Source organism: uncultured Amphritea sp., assembly GCF_937127095.1.
Lineage (GTDB): Bacteria > Pseudomonadota > Gammaproteobacteria > Pseudomonadales > Balneatricaceae > Amphritea.
In genome coordinates this window covers 142,941-163,865 of record NZ_CAKZLP010000078.1, presented here as the reverse complement: position 1 = coordinate 163,865, position 20,925 = coordinate 142,941, and the positions used below count along the sequence as shown (strand labels likewise).

Below are 20,925 nucleotides of genomic sequence, written 5' to 3'. Positions count from 1 at the left end.
ATGCTTATTAAGCCTGCAATCAGCGCCATAACTCTGCCCTTCGCGGCATACCATTAAAATTAAAATCTTTAATCATTAAGATCTGTAACTTTTTCCACCAACCCCGTAGAATCGACGTACATACCAGTCAATAACAACTCTTCCAGATCTGGTTCCTTTTCTATAACTGACTCAATACCCGATTAAAGTGCCGGGAATGAATAAAGGTCATTCAAGACCTTAAGGAACTCTGATGTCACAAGCTTTACTGCTTGCCCCTACCGGTGTGGGTGCAGGCCTCACCACTGCTGTAATAGGCCTGTTTCAGGCAATGAACCGCCAGGGCATTAAAGTCCATTTTTTTAAGCCCATCGCTCAGGGAAATGGCAACGGAATCGATACCACTATTGCTATGCTGCAGGGGGACTGCAGCTCGCCCATTGCTGAGCCCGTTGCCATTCGCGATGTGGAACAACTGGTCAGTCAGGATAAAGGCAACCAGGTTCTCGAACAGATTGTCGCCCGCTATGAACAGAGCCTGCCTGCTGATAACGAAGTGGTCATTATTGAGGGTATGGTACATACCGAAAGTCAGCCGTATGCGACCCGTATCAATCAGGAGATTGCCAAAGCACTGGATGCTCAGGTAGTGCTGGTTGCCACACCGGGTAACGACAGCATCGAAGCCCTGCAGGATCATATCGACATTACTGCTCGGGCATACGGCGGTATCAAGAACAAACAGTTGCTGGGTTGTATCCTCAGCAAACTGGGTGCCCCGGTTAACCGTGAAGGGCAGATGCAAGCTTTCCTGAGCACAGGCAACACGGTTACTCACAGCCTCACAGAAAAAGTTATCCTCGAACACGCAACCATCTTTAACAACCAATTCCGTCTGCTCGGCTGCATCCCCTGGAACCGTGATCTGATTACCCCCAGAGTCAAAGATATTGCTGACTATCTGAATGCATCGATTATCAACACCGGCGATATTGCTACGCGCAGAGTCAGCAGAATATCCATGTGTGCCAGAACGGTTGCCAATGCTGTGAATGAGTTTCGCCCCGGCACGCTGGTATTCACCCCCGGTGACCGGGATGACATGGTCATTGCTGCCTGCATGGCCGCCGTTAATGGCGTTGAACTGGCGGCGTTGGTACTCACCGGAGGCTTCACCCCGTCTACTGCCGTATTAAGACTATGCGCGGGTGCCTGTGAGGCCGGTTTGCCGATTCTCAGCATCCCACTGGATAGCTGGCAAACAGCGATGATGATGACTCAGCTGAATCAGGAAACCCGGGCAGATGATCTGCCACGTATTCGTGATATTAAAGAAGCGACGGCTGCACATATTGATCGTGAATGGCTGGCTACACTGGTGGATTGCAATTATCAGCGCCGTCTCTCGCCACCCGCATTCCGTTATCAGTTAATCAAACGGGCCCGCCTGGCGAATAAAGTCATTGTACTGCCTGAAGGTAATGAGCCACGAACCGTCAAAGCGGCCGCTGTTTGCGCGGAAAGAGGCATCGCCCGCTGCGTTCTGCTGGGCAATACCAAAGAAATTGTTCAAATTGCCAAGAATCAGGGGGTAATACTGAATGACAATGTCACCATTAGCGACCCTCAGCTCATCCGCAAGGATTATATCGATCGACTGGTTGAACTGCGGCAGCACAAAGGCATGACAGCGATTATCGCTGAAGAGCAGCTGCAGGATAATGTTGTGCTGGGAACGCTGATGCTGGAGATGGGGCATGTAGACGGTCTGGTCAGCGGCGCTGAACACACCACCGCTAATACCATCCGGCCACCGATGCAGCTGATCAAAACAGCCCCCGGTTGCAACCTGGTCTCGTCAATTTTCTTCATGTGTCTGCCAGAGCAAGTGCTGATTTACGGTGACTGTGCTATCAATCCTGATCCCAACGCAGAACAGCTGGCGGATATTGCTATTCAGTCAGCCGAATCGGCGATCGCTTTTGGCATCCCTCCCCGCGTGGCGATGATAAGCTATTCGACCGGAGGTTCAGGTCAGGGAGCTGACGTTGAAAAAGTTCGGGAAGCAACACGTATCGCCCGGGAGAAACGCCCGGACCTGCTGATTGATGGTCCGCTACAGTATGATGCAGCAGTGATGGAAAGTGTCGCCAGGTCCAAAGCCCCCGACAGCACGGTGGCCGGTCAGGCAACCGTATTTATCTTCCCCGACCTCAACACAGGTAATACAACCTACAAAGCGGTGCAAAGAAGCGCTGATGTAATCAGCATCGGCCCCATGTTACAGGGTATGCGTAAGCCGGTTAATGACCTGTCACGGGGTGCACTGGTAGACGATATCGTTTTCACCATCGCCCTGACGGCTATTCAGGCAGGCGCCAGCGAAAGTAATTGAGATACGATTGAGCGGCACTGGGAGTTAAAAAAAAGCCGCTGTAATCTACAGCGGCTCCAAAGAGGTCAATTAAATCCAAACTTACGGCATGAAAAAATTGGCCACAGCAGTGAACATCATCGGAGAGAATTCGTATGGTATGTCGTATCTGAGTGAGAGAGAGCAGATAATCGATACGAACGACTCAATACCCGAGTCAATTACTAGGCAATTATATATAACCAACCAATTCAGTCAAGATATTTTGTCTGCTTTTTAACCATCAACTTATTCTCTCTCCAAGCCACTCAGGCAACCCTATTTACTCAACAAAACACTCTGATCTGTTGCTATAGTTAATACGTATTAATCGCAAAATAAGCTGTTAAAAAGGAGCCAGAATGAACCGGATATCTGAAACAACCGATATACCCGTGGGAATCAGTGCATGTGTCATGGGGGAACAGGTTCGCTTTAACGGAGGCCACAGCCAATCACGCATCTGTCAGAATCAGCTGGCAAAGCACTTTAAATTCCAACCGTTCTGCCCTGAAGTTGCTGCCGGGTTTGGTATCCCCAGGCCCACAATGCGCCTGACTGGCGATCCGCAGAGACCCACTTTGATCTTTTCCCGACCACGGGCTGACGACACCGATGAACAAGAAAAAGATCTGAGCAAACAGCTGATGGACGCTTGCCAGTCAATGCTCGACCGGTGTGAACATCTTGATGGTTTTATCCTCAAGAAAGATTCCCCCAGTTGCGGTATGGAACGGGTAAAAGTCTATCAGCCATCGGGACACCCTCATGAAGAGCGCGGCGCAGGACTGTTCGCACGAGCCATGATGCAGCGCTACCCCAATCTCCCGATCGAGGAAGATGGCAGGCTCAACGATGCACAACTCAGAGAAAACTTCGTGATGCGGGTGTTTGCGCATCACAACTTTCGCAAAGAGGTCGCCGAGCAGCCCAGCTTTCACAACCTGCTGCAATTTCATAGCAGTTATAAATATCTGTTGATGGCGCACAACCAGGTCGCCTATCGCGAACTGGGTAAAATGCTCGCCGTTGCTCACAACGAGCCACTGGATCAGCTGTTGCTGACCTATCATGAGCAATTCATGACAGCGATTAATAAGCCCGCATCACGCGGCTCACACTGCAATGTCATGCAACATATCATGGGCTATCTGAAACAGAGTGTCGAAAGCTCAGCCCGACAGGATATCCTCAACGTATTTGAGCAATATCGCCTGGGCGAGGTTAATCTGGTCACACCGATGACCCTGCTATCGCACTATATCAACCAGAATGGCAGTGAATATGTCCGCGCTCAGCGCTATCTGCAGCCCTATCCAGCCCACCTAGGACTTCGCAACCAGGTTTAAAGAAGGAAATACGTTGACCACACCTGTAATCGTCTGGCTCCGCCATGATCTGAGACTGGCAGATAACCCAGCAATTTTCTATGCCGCTCAGCAAGGCGCTGTTATTCCTGTTTTCATAGATGACACCTCCCAGCTGGGCAACTGGAATACCGGTGCCGCCAGCCGTTGCTGGTTGCACCACAGTCTTGAAAGTATTAATCACGAGTTTGAAGGTCAGTTGAGGCTGTTTAAAGGCAATCCACAGGATGTCTTAACACAACTGATTAAAGACACCGGAGCCCAAGCCATTTACTGGAACCGCTGCTATACACCTCACGCAATCGCCCGGGACAGCTCGATTAAGCAAACATTAAAAAGCCAGGGTGTTGAAGTGTTCAGCTATAACGGATCACTGCTGTGGGAACCCTGGCAGGTGAGCAAGGCAGATGGTACAGCTTACAAAGTATTTACGCCGTTCTATCGCAAAGGCTGTTTGAATGCCGCGCCACCGGCAGAGCCCCTTTCCAGGCCTAAACTGACACTATTCAGCGAACAGATTCCATATCAGCACAGTCTGCCAGAGCTGGAACTGCTGCCGGACCACCCCTGGAAAAACCAAATAACCGATCACTGGGATATATCTGAAGATGCCGCCTGGCGACTGCTGCGACAGTTCACCTCAGAGCGACTCAGTGATTATCAGGACGCCCGGGACATTCCTTCACTGGAAGGGACTTCAACGCTATCACCCTATCTGCAGTGGGGGCAGATATCACCCCGGCAGATCTGGTATTACAGCCAACAACAGGGCAACAAACCCGGACTGGAAGATGCGCTGGATACCTTTTTAAAGGAACTCGCCTGGCGCGAATTTTCCTATTATCAGCTGTATCATAACCCGGGCATAACCACTGAAAACCTGAACCAGCGCTTCAACCGATTTCCCTGGAAACACGAGGCGGAGCAGTATCATCAATGGCAGCAGGGCTGCACCGGCTTCCCTATTATCGATGCCGGCATGCGGGAACTTTGGCAGACCGGTTATATGCATAACCGAGTGCGCATGCTGGTGGGTTCTTTCCTGGTGAAGAATCAACTACAACACTGGCATTATGGGGCGCGCTGGTTCTGGGATACCCTCGTCGATGCAGATCTTGCTTCCAACAGCGCCAGCTGGCAATGGGTCGCAGGATGCGGTACAGACGCAGCCCCCTATTTCAGAATTTTCAACCCCGTCACTCAGGGACAGAAGTTTGACCCGGACGGCAGCTATGTACGGCGCTATCTGCCGGAACTGACAGACCTGCCCAACCGTTACATTCATACCCCCTGGGAAGCCCCTGCTGCAGTGCTCAGTAAAGCAGGTGTAGTACTGGGGTCAACCTATCCATTGCCGATACTTGATCTGAAAGAGACACGTCAGGCGGCACTGGAAGCCTTTTCATCGATTAAGGAGACAGTTTAAGAACGTTGAAGCGCTGAGATAACAATTACTCTACACACTTCAGCCGCACCTTTACTCTCAGTGATCAATGGAATATCTTTGAAAAGGTCTGTATCGCCAGGTTAGGCAAATGTATAACCACTATTTCGGACTGACCTCTTCACCATTTGCGATCGCCCCCGACCCGGGCTATCTCTATATGAGCGCCCAGCATCGGGATGCCTTGGCTCATCTGTTGTATGGCATCCAGAGTAACAGTGGTTTTGTTATGCTCACCGGTGAGATCGGCACCGGCAAAACAACCCTCTGCCGTTATATGCTCAATAATATACCGGAAATGACTGACGTCGCCTTCATTCTCAACCCAACACTAAGTTCAGAAGAGTTTCTCGCGAGTATCTGTGATGAACTGCATATCAGCTATGACAAACAAAATCTCAGCATCAAGTTACTCTCGGACGCAATCTATCGCCACCTGTTAAGAAGTCACGCTGATGGTAAAAATACCATTCTGATCATTGATGAAGCGCAGAACCTCAGCCCCACGGTGCTGGAACAGATGCGTCTGCTGACCAATCTTGAAACCAACGAAAAAAAATTGCTGCAGATCGTTATGTTTGGTCAGCCAGAGCTGCGTAAGATGATTGAACGCCCGGAGCTGAAGCAACTGGCACAAAGGATTACCGCCCGATTTCACCTGACACCGTTACATCTGCATGAGACAGAGCACTACCTCAATCATCGTCTGGCGATAGCGGGTTATAAACCAGCTGCCCAAACCCCAAACCCGATACCTGGCAACATAATCAAACAGATCCATCACCTCAGCGGCGGAGTTCCCCGGCTGATCAATATCCTCTGTGACCGGGCTTTACTGGGAGCCTATGCCCGCAACGAGCCCGCGATTAGCGCAAAGATTCTCTATCAGGCCGCCAGGGAGGTTTTTGGTCAAAACCCACCGCAGCCAAGAACCTATTTTTACCGCCCAATAACGGTCACACTGGGTGTTATCTTTATCATACTGCTGGTGTACCGTTTCTATCCGGCGGCAAACGACTGGCTAAGCGCTGTAGCCTCTGCCAGGACGACACCACACCTCAGCCAAACAGTAACGCCCCCTGCTGAGCCGGATAGTACGGCTGCAAACGACTCACTATTGCACAGTGAAAAACTCTTAGACACCTCTGCACCATCAATATTAGCTGAGGCGGCTATAGACAAGATTCTGCCGTCGCCCAGCCCGGAGCCCGACACTGAGACCGAAGTCAGCACCAATACAGTCATGTCACAGGATCTGGCTGCTGAAATCGTTACACCAGTGATTGAAACCCGTCCGACAAACGCAATCACCCCAGCACCTGCGCAACTGCAACAAATAGAACCGGCTGACGCGAAAGCAACAGATAGCGGTATTAACTCTGAACGCCGCGCGTATGAGATACTTTTTCAGGTCTGGCAACTGCAACTGCCAGATGACCAGGACCCCTGTCTGTTTGCCCTGAATAACAAGCTCCGCTGCCTGCATCAGCAAGGCAGCTGGCAACAGTTAAACCGAAACAACCGTCCGGCTCTGGTGCGCATACTACCCAAAGACCAGCCCCAGACCCGACAAATATTATTAGGGATCAACAGCGGCGTCGCCACCATCACCGATGGCAAGCGCAGCTGGAAAACCCCATTATCTCAGCTTGATGACTCTGATCTGCTCAACTACACCCTGCTCTGGCATCCCCCTGAAGGCTACCATACGTTAACCAGACCCGGCAGCTACGGCCCACATATCCTCTGGATTAAACAGCAACTGGCTCAGCTATCACCGCTGTTTCAAAGTGAGATAAATGACCATTTTGATGACCAACTGTTACTCTACATAAAGGCGTTTCAGCGCAGCCAGAATCTGCTGCAGGATGGCATCATCGGTCCCGAAACACTGATTCGCCTCAATACCCTGACCGACAGTAATGCTCCTTCATTGCTGAGCTACCGGGAGCGATAGATGTCATATATTCTGGATGCGTTGAAAAAATCGGAACAGGAGCGTAATAGTCAGCCGGTCACCCATATCACTACGCCCCAACGTCGGCCAAACGAACCCGCGCCTAAGCGAAAAAAGTGGGTCTGGATCGTTCCGGTGCTGCTCGCAGGGAATATCGCTCTACTGATGTGGCCGGATTCATCACCATCATCTACAACAGGTTCAGCCACTGTTACTGAGAGCACCCGCCAACCGAACCAGCCATTAGCAACGACACCCGTGACAGTCATCGGGCCTGAAGAGCGCTCTTTGGCTAATCGTTCTGATACCCCTTCTCAAGAGATCTCTGAGAAAAGATCCATTACCGCATCGCCTCATCACATAATGACGGCCCAATTATCAGATAATGACCCAGACCCCGAGCAACGCTACCACCGTAATCCGTTTGCCCCAATGCCCGGACACCCTGAGAGAACGGACACTGAAACGCTGCCCGCTAACGAAGCTCCCCTTGCCCAACCTAAAGCACCCACAGTCACTAAAGCGGCCCCAGTAATCACCACGCCCGATGTGAATCAGCTCAATCGCAGCTTACTCAATCAGGCTCTGATAGAACAACTGGCTCCACTAAGACAGGGCAGACCGGTAACGTCAGGTACAGACCAGACACCACAAACGGTGGTAACACAGAAGCAGGTATACAGATCAACGGAGTCAGATAGAAATCCGCGAGAAAATAGTTCTGTCGTTATCTCAAACAGTAGCGCTGATAACATTGACAGCAGAGTTCCACTACTCAGCGAACTGGACGCTGAAACCCGCAATGCTATTCCTGATCTGAAAGTATCAGTGCATATCTTCGCAGCAACTCCTGAACAGCGCATGGCCAGGGTGAATGGCAAGATGATGCACGAGGGACAAAGTCTTAATAACGATCTGCAGCTGAATGAAATCAAGCCCGAATCGCTGATTTTCAGTTTCCGGGGCATCTCTTTCCAGTTGCTCAGATAAGCGATCAGAGCAGAAAGTTGATAAGAGAAAACAAAAAGAGCTAAACACTGTAAAAGTGTTTAGCTCATGAGAATCAACGATACTGTTTTAACAGTTCCAGCATCGTTTTATTGCCGGAGGCTTCAGCCAGTTTGAAACTATCCTGACCCAGCTGATTTTTACGGCGGGGTTGCGCGCCGTTACTCAATAACCATTCAGCAACCTCAACATGTCCGCCATTGACGGCCAGCATCAGAGCGGTCTGGGTAAACTCGTTACGGGTATTGATAGCGGCACTTTGCTCAGCCAGCAAAATCACACTGTTCCGATCACCGGCAGCCGCCGCCACCATCAGTGGGGTATTACCTTTACCATCGGGTTGATTAATATCGGCACCTGCAGCAATCAGCCATTTCAGTGACGCAATCTGCTTGCGGGATATCGCCCGAATCAGCGGTGAACTACCATTCAGGTCAGCGAGATTAAGATTCGCGCCTTTATCCTTCAGAGCCTGCATCGCCTTAAGAGCACCATGGTCAGCGGCATACCAGAGAGCAGTGCGCGACTGTTTATCCCGGGTATCCGGATCAACACCATGACTAACAAGTAGCTCAATCAGCTGCGGCAGATCAGATGCGGATGCTTCAAGCAGCACATTTGCCTGCTCCTTTTTCAATAACATACCTGAGCCGCTATCCAACAGCTGTTTAACGATCTCAGCATGACCGTTTTTAACCGCCAGCATCAGCGCACCATCACCGTTTTCCAACAATGGCCGCTGATCCGCGCCTTTGTTAATCAGCAGGGCACTAATCTTATCGAAACCCCGCTCAGCCGCCAGCATCAGCAGACTACGGCCACCCGGCAGCTGATGATTAACATTGGCACCGGCGTTGATCAGCATCTTCACAATAGCGTCATTCCCCTGCCACACCGCACGACTTAGCGGCGTATGACCTTCCTGATCAACCTGCTTCAAATCAGGTTTACTGCGCAACAGCTCAGCCACCACTTTGTCCTGACCACGCCAGCTGGATAGCATCAGCGCCGACCAGCCCTGGAAAGGGTTACTGTCACCGCTGACAACCTGATCAACAGAGCTCAACGCCTCAAGTGCCACCAGTGAGGCATCACGTTCAGGCGGCGCCAGATTGTTGCGTTTCGCTCCTTTAGCACTCAGCCAGCTAACAACTTTTTTATGATCGCGGTTAACGGCAAGATCCAACGCAGTATAATCACTGTGGTTAATACCGTTCATCCCAACCCCGGAAGAGACCAGCAACTGCACGGTTTGCAGATGGCCGCTACCGGCAGCGAGGTGCATGAGCGTATTACCATTATCATCACCTGCCGCTTTATTCGCGCCCGCCTTCAGTAGTAGTTTGACAACTCCGGTGTGGCCATTCTGAGCGGCTGCCATAATCGGGGTTACGCCAAATTTATCTTCAAGCCCAATCTGAGCCCCGGCTTGCAACAGTATTTTTACCGTCTCAATATGCCCGGCTTCAGCTGCCTCATACAAGGCGGTGCGCTGGTTTTCATCATGACTGTTGATGTCCGGCTTCTGTTCCAGCAACTGTTTCAACTCACGGTTACTACCCTTCTGCGCCAACCAGAACAAGGTCTTCTCTTTATCGACAGCACGGTACTCTTTTAGCTGTTTCTTTTGCCGTGTTTCTGACGTTTCTTTGCGCATCTGACGCTGCGCCAGAGGGTGCCCGCCATCTGCAGCAAGGGTCATCAACTGCTCCGCTCGCGCTAAGTCCCGCTCGACACCCCAGCCCTTTTCATACATGACCGCCAGATTATAGATCGCTTTCACATGCCCCTGATCAGCGGCTTTTTCCAGCCAGTACACCGCTTTTTCATGACTTTTAGTTACCCCCTGACCATTCCGGTAGAGCGTTGAAAGCATATATTGAGCTTCCGCATCACCCGCTTCAGCCAACGGTCGGAGTAACGTCTGAGCGCCGGCGTAATCCTTAACACGAATAGCCGCTTTGACATCACCCAGCTCCTGGTGAGCACCATAAGCCGGGGATATATTGAAAGGTAAACTCAGCAAGCAGATTACGAGGATAAAAAGTGGTGCAGACCACCACCGTAAATCTACGGACCGATCAGGCAGTACCATATTTCGTTTCGACCTCAATACCTATCTGCTTCAAGAAGCCGGTCGGTAGAATACCACCGGCACATACGATCACACTGTCATTCGGAATTCGATGCAGCTCATCATTAAGATTAAGCACAACTTCAGACTCCAACACCTCATTGACCGTTGAGCTTAACATTAAGTTCAGTCGACCACTTTCTACAGCAGCTTCAACTCTGCGGCGATTTTTCTCTTTTGCCCGGCCAAACGCGGCACTACGGTATGAGATAGTCACTGTAGTACCCGGCTCATCTGCAATACTGGTTGCAGCTTCCAGGGCACTATCGCCACCCCCAACAACCAGAACATGTTTACCCTTATACTGTGCAGGGTCCACCAGACGATAGACCACTTTAGTCTGCTCCTCACCCGGCACACCCAGCTTGCGGGGTGTTCCTCGTCGACCAATGGCCAGCAACACCGCACGGGTTCGATAGACCGACTTATTGGTTGTCACTTCAAAGCCACCCTCAGGCAGATGATCAATATGATCAACCCGCTCTTTATAGTTGACCTTAAGACCCGTCTTACGCTCGACTTCAGCCCAGAAGTCGATCAGCTTTTCTTTCGTGGTTTCTTTAAACTGAAACTCCCCCACAATTGGCAATTTTGCCGGCGCGGTCATCACCAGCTTACCGCGCGGAAACTGAGCCACGGTTCCGCCCAATGACTCCTGCTCAATCGTTTTAACTGTGAGTTTTTTCTCCATCGCCCCAAGGGTTGCAGTGATACCTGCAGGCCCGGCACCTACCACCAGAACATCCAAAAGATCGCCACCAGAGCCCATTCCAGACACTTTCGCGATCTCTTCCATCGCTTTGCGCCCTTGCTCGGTGGCGTTTTTGATCAACCCCATCCCGCCCAGCTCACCAGCAATATAGATGCCGGGCACATTGGTCTGAAAATCGGGTCTGACATTGGGAATATCCAATCCACGACGCTCAGTACCAAACACCAGTTCGATAGCGTTAGCCGGACATGCGGTTTTACAAGCACCATGGCCGATACAGTCGGAGGGATTTAGCAGCTCGGATTTATTATCAATCAGACCCAAGACCTGATGCTTCGCTTCCGGACAGGCATTGACGCAAGATCCGCAACCAAGACACAGCGTACTGTTTATAATCGGGTGCAGTGAAGCCGGCTCAGTCAGCCCTGCCGCAATGGCATCTGATTTAATCGCCAGATTGGCGCGGGTCTGGGTGGTTTTATACCAGTTATACAGCATCCAGATCGCCAGCAGCGGTGCGCCAATAATAAGATACTGATAAATGTCAGGCTGTATGTTCATGTGTAATACCTATTAAAACGTCTGAATTTTCTATCTTCTGAAAATATGAGATAAGAGTGAAACCTGCTTTTGCCTGCTCTCCTATCAAAAAGAAAACCCGATTTACTATTTAATACGTTAATCAAATTACATAACAACAACAACTGTCTCCAACAGTACACACCCAAACCCACAACCGTTTATAGAAAATTCGCAACAATGATATACCTTGTCACAGAAACATTAATATCTATCTGAAACATATAGAGTTTTACTAAACGGTATGACTTGTGCATTAATGAAACCAAGCCGATATATGGAGTGTCTTATAGTATGACTCGCAATACCCTGTTTACCGCCCTGACTTTAACCGCCGGCATTGCCGTTGCTGCCTTTGTCCTCACAGACAGCAACTCTACTCAATCTGGTGATGTGCCAAACGGCATGACCCAGCGCGCTGATACATCAGCCTCTCTGATGGCAGTACAGGCGGCTGAAACAACCGCCACCATGGAAGCCGGCCCACTTGATCAGATGGCCCAAAAGCTCAAAGACAGGCTGCAAAATGAACCGAATGACATGGAGGGATGGGTATTACTGGGGCGCACCTATCAATACATGAATAATCAAACTGCGGCAGACGAAGCATACGCTAAAGCTGCAGCGCTGGGACTACCTCCAGCCCGTCTTGATGAGATACGTAGCGGCATGACAGCTAAACAGCCAGCCCAGCCATCACGGGCATTTCCCGAGCCGAAGACATCCCGCAATCTGACGGCCGTGATGATTGATCAGGCGCTAAAAGACAGTCCGGATAAAGCACAGGCATCCGTGAGTGGAAGTGTAAATATAACCCCCGAGCTAGCCAAACAGCTGAGCAATAAAAACGCGACTTTGTTTATCTTTGCCCGGGCTGATAAAGGGCCACCAATGCCGTTAGCAGCGATTCGTCAAACCCCGGCACAACTGCCCTTCAGCTTTACCCTCGATGATACCAATGCCGTAATACCTGACCGCAAACTGTCATCCGCTACAGCGGTTGTGATTGGCGCACGTATCTCGTTTAGTGACAGTGCTACTGCGACTCAGGGCGATCTGGAAGGTTTTAGTCAGACAATTAACCCCACATCGGGAAACAACGTAACCATCGAAATTAACCAGATTCGTAAATAACAAACAGCAATCAGATGAGCATTAGTAAAGTGGCTGAACAGCAGCAGAAAGCAGATATCAACAAGCTCCACTTATCACCTTTTGAACAGTTTGCAGCGCCCTTCGTCTCTGTGGCGCTGGGGCTGTTTCTTTTATGGGGATGGCAGCAGCGGGAAGAGTATCTGATAACGGCTGAATGGGGGCTGGGATACTGGTTAGGGCTTGTAGCAGGCGTTTTCTTCCTGCTCATCTTCATCTACCCCGCGCGTAAAAAATTCAAATTCATGCGCAGCACCGGTGCAATCAAAATCTGGTTTAACCTGCACATGTTTATTGGTGTTATCGCACCGGTAATGATCGCCTTTCATAGCAATTTTTCACTTGGCGCAACCAACAGCAATGTGGCTCTCTATTCGATGATTTTGGTGGTCGCCAGCGGTATTGCCGGACGTTACATCTACGCACAGATTCATTACGGTTTGTTCGGCACCCGCACACGCATTGAAGAACTGATGGATATCAGTAATGAGGCGAGAAAGATGCTGGGACAAACCAGCGGACTAGCACCAACCATTGAAAATAAAATAAAAGCGTTCGAAGAGTATGTAATGAAACCCAGCGGTGGAGCGCTGAGCTTTATTCCGCGAAAAATCTTTATCGGCGTCAGCACATGGATCACCTATTTCAGCCTTCGTCGGCGGTTGCGCGCCATAGTTTCCACCCAGGCACGCCTCTCTGGCTGGGACAGAACACAGGAGGAAAAGCAGTTCAAAGAGTGCTGCAAGCTGGTCGGCATTCTGCTCAAGGCGATACGAAAAATGGCGGTCTTTACCTTCTATGAAAAACTCTTTCATAACTGGCATAAGATCCATGTTGTCTTTTTTAGCATGCTACTCATCACCGGTTTAATTCATGTTGCCGCAGTTCATATGTATTAATTTTCATGTGAGAATTTTTTCTCATTTTTGAGAGTATCAAAACAGAGACACTATAAGTTGTTGATTAATAAGGAAATGCCTGTTTATTCCTTAAAAAGTGTGCGGACTTTGAGACAGCACCTCCACCTGCCGCATCGCTCTTTTATGAGAACCATTTTGAAGAATATTAATAACATTATGATAAATAAGGATTTTATATAATCAGGCCTGCTTATTGCTATTAATAACTTACAGATTCAACCAGAGAATTAACGCACGGATTGTTGCCGGGGTGATATTGCTTAACGCCCCCGATCAATTAACTAATTCCGACTAATGCAATTCGTGTGATCGAAATCACAGGCCTGTTCGGGGGAATGGCCATCACTATTATTCCTCCATTTTTCCGTCCGTATCCCTAAGACATCAGGGTTTACGGCTTAACTTTACCGGAGGTTGAGTGAAGCTCTCTGAACGCATCTTAACGCTGAAATATATTGCCCTGGTGGTACTGCTAGGCTTCAGTGTGCCCGGTGAAGCTAATATCTTCGAAACCATTCTCATGCCCGGTAAAGTCATCAATGGACATGCGCAGTTCGAAACAGAGTGCGATAGCTGTCATGAGTCTTTTGATCAGACCAAACAACGCAGCCGCTGTCTTGCCTGCCACGATCATCAGAATATCGCCAAAGATATCGAAGCAGGGACAGGTTTTCACGGCCGGATGGAAAACAGCAAGAACATCGAATGTAAAACCTGTCACTCTGACCACATGGGAAGAGAGGCTGACATAGTCCAGCTGACCCACTCCACGTTTAACCATGACCTGACCGATTATCCACTCAAGGGTGAACACCGAACGGCGGCTTGCTCCAACTGCCATGAAGCATCACACCGTTTTCGCGAAGCGCCTGATCAGTGTATTGACTGCCACAAACAGGATGACAAGCACAATGGTAAATTGGGTGAGCAGTGTGACGATTGTCACAAAGAGACCGGTTGGCAGGATACCGGCTTCAACCATGATGACACCGACTTCCCTCTGCTGGATAAACACGCTGACGTAAATTGCAGCAGCTGCCATGCAGATGAGCAATACAAAGACATTCCAACAGCCTGTGTTTCATGCCACCGCCTAAACGATGCTCATGGCGGTAACTTTGGTGGCGAGTGCGAAAAGTGTCACTCTGAAAAAGGCTGGGACGAACTGAAGTTTAACCATAATAATGATACCGAATTCCGTCTCAAGGGTGCGCATAAAGAGACCAGCTGTAGCAACTGTCATGTCGATCCGCCCTATGACAAATCACCCGGAGATCAGTGTATCGACTGCCACCGTGCCGATGACACCCACCAGGGTAAAAACGGTACTGAATGTAAAGACTGCCATAGCGAAAACAATTGGCAGAAAAGCAGCTTCGATCATAACCGGGACACCGATTTCAAACTCAGAGGCAGTCATAAACCTCTGGAATGCCACAGTTGCCATAAAGGCAGTCTGAAAGACAAGCTTGAGACAGACTGCATCAGTTGCCACAAAGGTGACGATGTACATAAGGGGCAGCAGGGTGACAGTTGCAATCGCTGCCATGACGAAGAATCCTTTGCCGGCGTCATCCGCTTTGACCATGATCTGACCCATTTCCCTTTGATTGGCCAGCATGCGATTACCAGTTGTGAAGAGTGCCACCTGGAACAAACATTTAAAGACACCGCCCTGGCTTGCAGCAGCTGCCATAAGGACGACGATGTTCACAAAGAAACACTGGGTGGACGATGCGAACAGTGTCACACCCCTAATGACTGGGGTATCTGGCAATTCGACCACAATACCCAGACCGATTTTGAACTGACAGGCAAACACAAAGAACAGCCGTGTGAGGCCTGTCACATCAAGCCTGTAAAAAATCTGGATGATATCGAACAGGCTTCAGATTGTTTTAGCTGCCACCGCAGCGATGATGTTCATTTTGGCGGTTTCGGACGTTTTTGTGAACGATGCCACACGACCGAATCGTTTGACGACACAAGCAACCTGGGTCAATAGGCCCGGGGGATATAGGTGATAAGTATGTCAATAACAAGAATTAAGCCTGTTTCATCAGCCGCGGGTATGCTGCGGCAACTTATTCCCTTATTCATACTGCTATTACTCAGCCTCATGCTGCCGACAACCGCCCAGGCGATGTCCGACCCGGATAAACTGCAGCAACTGGACACAGAAACCCAGAATGCTAACCCGGCCGCAGGCACGAAGAAAGCGACCCGGGAAGAGTTCGATCACCTCAGTACAGGCTTTATGCTGGATGGTCAGCACGCCAACCTGGAGTGCTCCAGCTGTCATATTAAGGGGATGTTTAAAGGCACACCGAACACCTGTTCATCATGCCACTCCTCTTCCAGTATCGTTCCGGCATCCACCAAGACCAGCGACCATATCAACAGTAGCAACAACTGTGAGAGCTGCCACAGCCCAGGCAGCTGGACCGATGTACCCAAAGTCGACCACGATGAAGTCACCGGCAGCTGCGTATCCTGCCATAACAACCAGATCGCGTTTGGTAAGCAGAGCGACCACCCACCTTCCAGTAATAACTGTGAAAGCTGTCACGCAACCAGCGGCTGGCAGACCTCTTCGTTTGATCATAGCGGCATCGAAAACAACTGTGTCAGTTGCCACAATGGCTCTCAGGCAACGGGCAAGAGCAGCAATCATATTCCAACAAACAATGTCTGTGAGGATTGCCACCGCCCAACTAACTTTAGTGACACAAGCCTCTGGACCCACCCGGACAGCGGCAGCAACTGCAGTAGCTGCCATAACGGTAGCTTCAACACCACAGGAAAAACCAGAAACCATATTCCCAGCAGTAATAGTTGTGAGGATTGCCATTCTATCAACACCTGGACGGGCGCTAAATTTGATCACGCCGGAGCGACAAACTGCGTAAGTTGCCATAACGGCAGCATCTCAACAGGCAAGAACTCAGGACACATCAATACCACCAACAACTGTGAGGCTTGTCACTCAAGCACAAGCTGGTCGCCGGTTACGCAGGTCGACCACGGTGAAGTCAATGGTAGCTGTGAAAGCTGCCACAACGGCACCACAGCTACTGGAAAATCAGCCAACCATATACCTAGTAGCAATACCTGTGAAGATTGCCACAACCCAGACCGCGGCTGGGCCGATGCTAACTTCGTGCACCCCCCTGGTGTAAGTAATTGCGCAAGCTGTCATAACGGAACGACTGCAACAGGCAAGAACAGCGGTCACATAAATACCACTAACAGCTGTGAAAGCTGTCACACACCAACCAACTGGTCACCTGTTACCCAGGTTGACCATGGACAGGTTAACGGCAGCTGTGAAAGCTGCCATAACGGCACTACAGCTACAGGTAAAAGCTCCAGCCATATTAATACAACCAATAACTGTGAAGCCTGCCATACCCCATCCACCTGGTCTCCGGAAACCCGGGTTGACCATAATGAAGTGAGGGGCACCTGTGAAAGCTGTCATAACGGTTCTATTGCTAGCGGAAAGTCAGCGACCCATGTCCCGACTACCGCCAGTTGTGCCGATTGCCATAATCCAGATAGTGGTTGGGCCAATGCGGTATTTGATCACAGCAATGTGACTCAGAACTGTGCTACCTGCCACAATGGCAGTACAGCAACCGGTAAAAACAGCGGGCATATCAATACCAGCAACAGCTGTGAAAGCTGTCATGCGAATACCAACTGGACACCTGTAACTCAGGTTAATCATGATGAGGTTAATGGTAGCTGTAGTACTTGCCATAATGGAACTACAGCAACAGGAAAGAATTCAAGCCATATAAACACCACTAATAACTGTGAAGCCTGCCATACCCCATCCACCTGGTCTCCGGAAACCCGGGTTGACCATAATGAGGTACAGGGCAGCTGTGAAAGTTGTCATAATGGTTCTATTGCTACCGGCAAGTCCGCCAGCCATGTACCTACAAACGCTACCTGTGCTGACTGCCACAATCCCAACACCGGCTGGGCTAATGCGGTATTTGACCACAGCAATGTGACGCAAAACTGTGCTACCTGTCACAACGGCACGACAGCCACAGGCAAAAACAGCGGTCATATAAATACCACCAACAGCTGCGAAAGCTGTCATGCGAATACCAACTGGACACCGACTACCCAGGTTGACCATACAGAGGTCATTGGCTCCTGTAACAGCTGTCATAACGGTACCGCTGCGACCGGCAAAAACACCAGCCATATCAACAGCACTAATAACTGTGAAGCGTGTCACACGTCTGCCAGCTGGTCTCCGGTGACCCGGGTTGATCATACCGAGGTAAATGGTAGCTGTAGCAGCTGTCACAACGGCACTCTGGCGACCGGTAAAGGCACCAGTCATATAAATAGCAGCAACAACTGTGAAGCCTGTCACTCATCAAACAGCTGGTCACCCGTTACTGTAGTTGATCATACCGAGGTGAATGGCACCTGTACCAGCTGCCATAACGGCACCACTGCGACCGGTAAAAACAGCTCTCACATCAACACCACCAACAATTGTGAAGCCTGTCACACGCCGACAAACTGGTCACCGGTGACCCGTGTCGATCACGCCGAGGTGAATGGCACCTGTAACAGCTGCCACAACGGCAGTATTGCGCTGGGCAAATCCGCGAACCATGTTCAAAGCAGTAATACCTGTGAAGACTGTCATAACACCACCAGCTTTACCGGTGCGGTATTTGATCACAGCGGAGTCACCGGCAACTGTTCCAGCTGCCATAATGGCACTACCGCGACAGGTAAAAACGCAACTCACATCAACACCACTAACAGCTGTGAGTCCTGCCATACCCCAACCACCTGGTCTCCGGTAACCCGAGTTGACCATGGCGAAGTAAATGGCAGCTGTAATACCTGCCATAACGGTACGATAGCCACTGGCAAGAACAGCACCCACGTTAACACCACGAATAACTGCGAGGCGTGTCACTCTTCCACCAGTTGGACTCCGGTTACCCGCGTTGATCATGGCGAGGTCAATGGTAGTTGTAGTACCTGTCATAACGGCACTCTCGCAACAGGCAAAAACTCAACACACATCAACACCACCAATAACTGTGAAGCCTGTCACTCATCATCCAGCTGGTCTCCGGTAACCCGGGTTGACCATGCCGAGGTCAATGGAGCCTGTGGCACTTGTCATAATGGCATTGTTGCAGTGGGTAAATCAGCCAACCATATTCAGAGTGGTAACACCTGTGACGACTGCCATAACACCACCAGCTTTGCCGGTGCGGTGTTTGATCACAGCAATGTCACCGGCAGTTGTTCCAGCTGTCATAACGGCACAACAGCCACGGGCAAGAACAACTCTCACATCAACACCACCAATAACTGTGAAGCCTGCCATACACCCACCACCTGGTCACCGACCACCCGCGTCGATCACGCTGAGGTCAATGGCACCTGTAGCAGCTGTCATAACGGCACCATTGCACTGGGTAAATCTGCCAACCATGTCCAGAGCAGTAATACCTGTGATGACTGTCACAACACCACCAGCTTCACCGGTGCGGTATTTGACCATAGCGGTGTCACCGGCAGCTGTTCAAGTTGCCATAACGGCACCACCGCAACCGGTAAAAACAGCAGCCATATCAATACCACCAACAACTGTGAGTCCTGCCACACCCCGGTCAGCTGGACACCGGTCACCCGTGTCGATCACGCAGAAGTCAGTGGCACCTGTAGCAGTTGTCATAACGGCACCATTGCACTGGGTAAATCGGCCAATCATATCCAGAGCAACAATACCTGTGATGACTGTCACAACACCACCAGCTTCACCGGTGCGGTATTTGACCATAGCGGCGTTACCGGCAGCTGCTCTAGCTGCCATAACGGCACCACCGCAACTGGCAAAAACAGCAGCCATATCAATACCACCAATAACTGTGAATCCTGCCACACCCCGGTCAGCTGGTCACCGGTCACCCGAGTTGACCACACCGAAGTGAACGGCACTTGTAGCAGTTGCCATAACGGCAGTATTGCGATGGGTAAATCCGCCAACCATATCCAGAGCGGTAACACCTGTGATGACTGTCATAACACCAACAACTGGGCTGATGCGGTCTTCGACCACAGCGGCGTCACCGGCAGCTGTTCAAGCTGTCATAATGGCACCACCGCCACCGGCAAGAATGGCACCCATATCAACAGCTCTAATAATTGTGAGTCTTGTCACTCCTCTGTGGCTTGGGTTCCGGCCACCCGGGTTGACCACGCAGAGGTGAACGGCACCTGTAATACCTGTCACAACGGCGTGATCGCGACAGGTAAGTCCGCCAATCATATCCAGAGCAGTAATACCTGCGATGATTGCCACACGACCAATAGCTGGTTTGGCGCGACATTCAGTCACGATAATGTATCGCCAGGCACCTGCGAAAGCTGCCATAACGGCAATACTGCCACCGGCAAACCGGGCAACCACTTTGTTACCTCGGTAGCCTGTGATGAGTGCCATAACACAACATCATTTGTGGGTATTAACTTCAACCACAGCTCTGGCTCCTATCCGGGTGACCACAGAGCCAACCCCAGTTGTAATGCATGTCATACCTCTAACAGCCAGACAATCCCATGGCCAACACCGGCTTACGCGCCAAGTTGTGCGGGCTGTCATGCGAATGACTTCAGACCTAATAAACATGAAGGCGATACCGTTTCCACAGCACGCAACTGTGCTGGAAGCTGTCACCGCCAAAGCAGATCGGAACACAGTGTTCAAGATAGGGATTGGGACTAATGAACAAACTAGTTAAAGCATTACTGCTGAGCGCACTGATTCTCCCTGCCAGTCTTAGTCAGGCGCAGCCCATTGGGGAGAATATTATGGAAGGGGTAGAGCTGATCCGGAGTAAGTCGCCCTGCGATCCGGATCTGGCCATTATCCATATGCACTACCCGGTGCGTTATATCACCCATTACCCGCAGGAGCCCAGCGACGAACTAAGAATACGCATTAAGCATATCCAGATGGCTCAGATCGATCAGAACGCGAGTGATCTTCGCGAATCAGCCTCGCCGGAAGATCACGATCTGCTGGATGAAGTCGTCTACGAGGGCGACTTTTCCGGTGGCCCCTACCTGACTCTACAATACCGGGAAGTGGTTCGCTCAGAAGTGATCCAGGGCAGTGATTACCGCACCATTAAGGTATTGATCTACCCGTCCAAACGCATCCAGCAGGCCAAATGCCAGTAATCCGAATTTGAAACTGAGAAAAAC

Annotated in this window: 12 protein-coding genes; 10 read left to right on the top strand and 2 right to left on the bottom strand. The window is 50.5% G+C overall.

Features of this window, described 5'->3' with window-relative positions; genetic code table 11:
- Positions 1-232: 232 nt before the first annotated feature.
- The 5 genes from pta to Q0499_RS20955 all read left to right on the top strand — a co-directional run bounded on the left by pta (position 233) and on the right by Q0499_RS20955 (position 8,150).
- Positions 233-2,374: a phosphate acetyltransferase gene (pta, locus tag Q0499_RS20975; RefSeq protein ID WP_299204000.1), complete on the top strand. Its 2,142-nt coding sequence runs from the start codon at positions 233-235 to the stop codon at positions 2,372-2,374.
- Positions 2,375-2,754: 380 nt separating this feature from the next.
- The gene (locus tag Q0499_RS20970; RefSeq protein WP_299203997.1) at positions 2,755-3,741 is read left to right on the top strand and encodes a DUF523 and DUF1722 domain-containing protein; all 987 of its coding nucleotides are present in this window, start codon (positions 2,755-2,757) and stop codon (positions 3,739-3,741) included.
- Positions 3,742-3,754: 13 nt separating this feature from the next.
- Positions 3,755-5,185 (top strand): deoxyribodipyrimidine photo-lyase, encoded by a 1,431-nt coding sequence (locus tag Q0499_RS20965; protein ID WP_299203994.1) that lies wholly within the window; start codon positions 3,755-3,757, stop codon positions 5,183-5,185.
- A gap of 109 nt (positions 5,186-5,294) precedes the next feature.
- Positions 5,295-7,160, top strand: a complete 1,866-nt coding sequence (locus tag Q0499_RS20960) for an ExeA family protein (RefSeq protein WP_299203991.1) — start codon at positions 5,295-5,297, stop codon at positions 7,158-7,160.
- Positions 7,161-8,150, top strand: coding sequence for a general secretion pathway protein GspB (locus tag Q0499_RS20955; protein ID WP_299203988.1), 990 nt, complete (start codon positions 7,161-7,163; stop codon positions 8,148-8,150). It begins immediately after the preceding gene.
- A gap of 73 nt (positions 8,151-8,223) precedes the next feature.
- Here the strand turns inward: Q0499_RS20955 and Q0499_RS20950 are convergent, their stop codons facing one another.
- A complete protein-coding gene (locus Q0499_RS20950; RefSeq protein WP_299203985.1) occupies positions 8,224-10,194 on the bottom strand; it encodes an ankyrin repeat domain-containing protein in 1,971 nt (656 codons plus the stop codon).
- Positions 10,195-10,249: 55 nt separating this feature from the next.
- Positions 10,250-11,575 (bottom strand): NAD(P)-binding domain-containing protein, encoded by a 1,326-nt coding sequence (locus Q0499_RS20945; RefSeq protein ID WP_299203982.1) that lies wholly within the window; start codon positions 11,573-11,575, stop codon positions 10,250-10,252.
- 312 nt (positions 11,576-11,887) lie between these two features.
- Here Q0499_RS20945 and Q0499_RS20940 point away from each other — a divergent pair, with 312 nt between their 5' ends.
- From Q0499_RS20940 to Q0499_RS20920, 5 genes are all read left to right on the top strand, one after another.
- Positions 11,888-12,727, top strand: coding sequence for a hypothetical protein (locus Q0499_RS20940; protein WP_299203979.1), 840 nt, complete (start codon positions 11,888-11,890; stop codon positions 12,725-12,727).
- Between the two features lie 14 nt (positions 12,728-12,741).
- Complete coding sequence (locus Q0499_RS20935) at positions 12,742-13,644, top strand: hypothetical protein (protein WP_299203976.1); 903 nt, start codon at positions 12,742-12,744, stop codon at positions 13,642-13,644.
- 439 nt (positions 13,645-14,083) lie between these two features.
- The gene (locus Q0499_RS20930) at positions 14,084-15,670 is read left to right on the top strand and encodes a cytochrome C (protein ID WP_299203973.1); all 1,587 of its coding nucleotides are present in this window, start codon (positions 14,084-14,086) and stop codon (positions 15,668-15,670) included.
- A gap of 24 nt (positions 15,671-15,694) precedes the next feature.
- Positions 15,695-20,443 (top strand): hypothetical protein, encoded by a 4,749-nt coding sequence (locus tag Q0499_RS20925; protein WP_299203970.1) that lies wholly within the window; start codon positions 15,695-15,697, stop codon positions 20,441-20,443.
- Positions 20,443-20,901 (top strand): hypothetical protein, encoded by a 459-nt coding sequence (locus tag Q0499_RS20920; protein ID WP_299203968.1) that lies wholly within the window; start codon positions 20,443-20,445, stop codon positions 20,899-20,901. Before Q0499_RS20925 ends, Q0499_RS20920 begins: the two co-directional genes overlap by 1 nt.
- Positions 20,902-20,925: the final 24 nt, after the last annotated feature.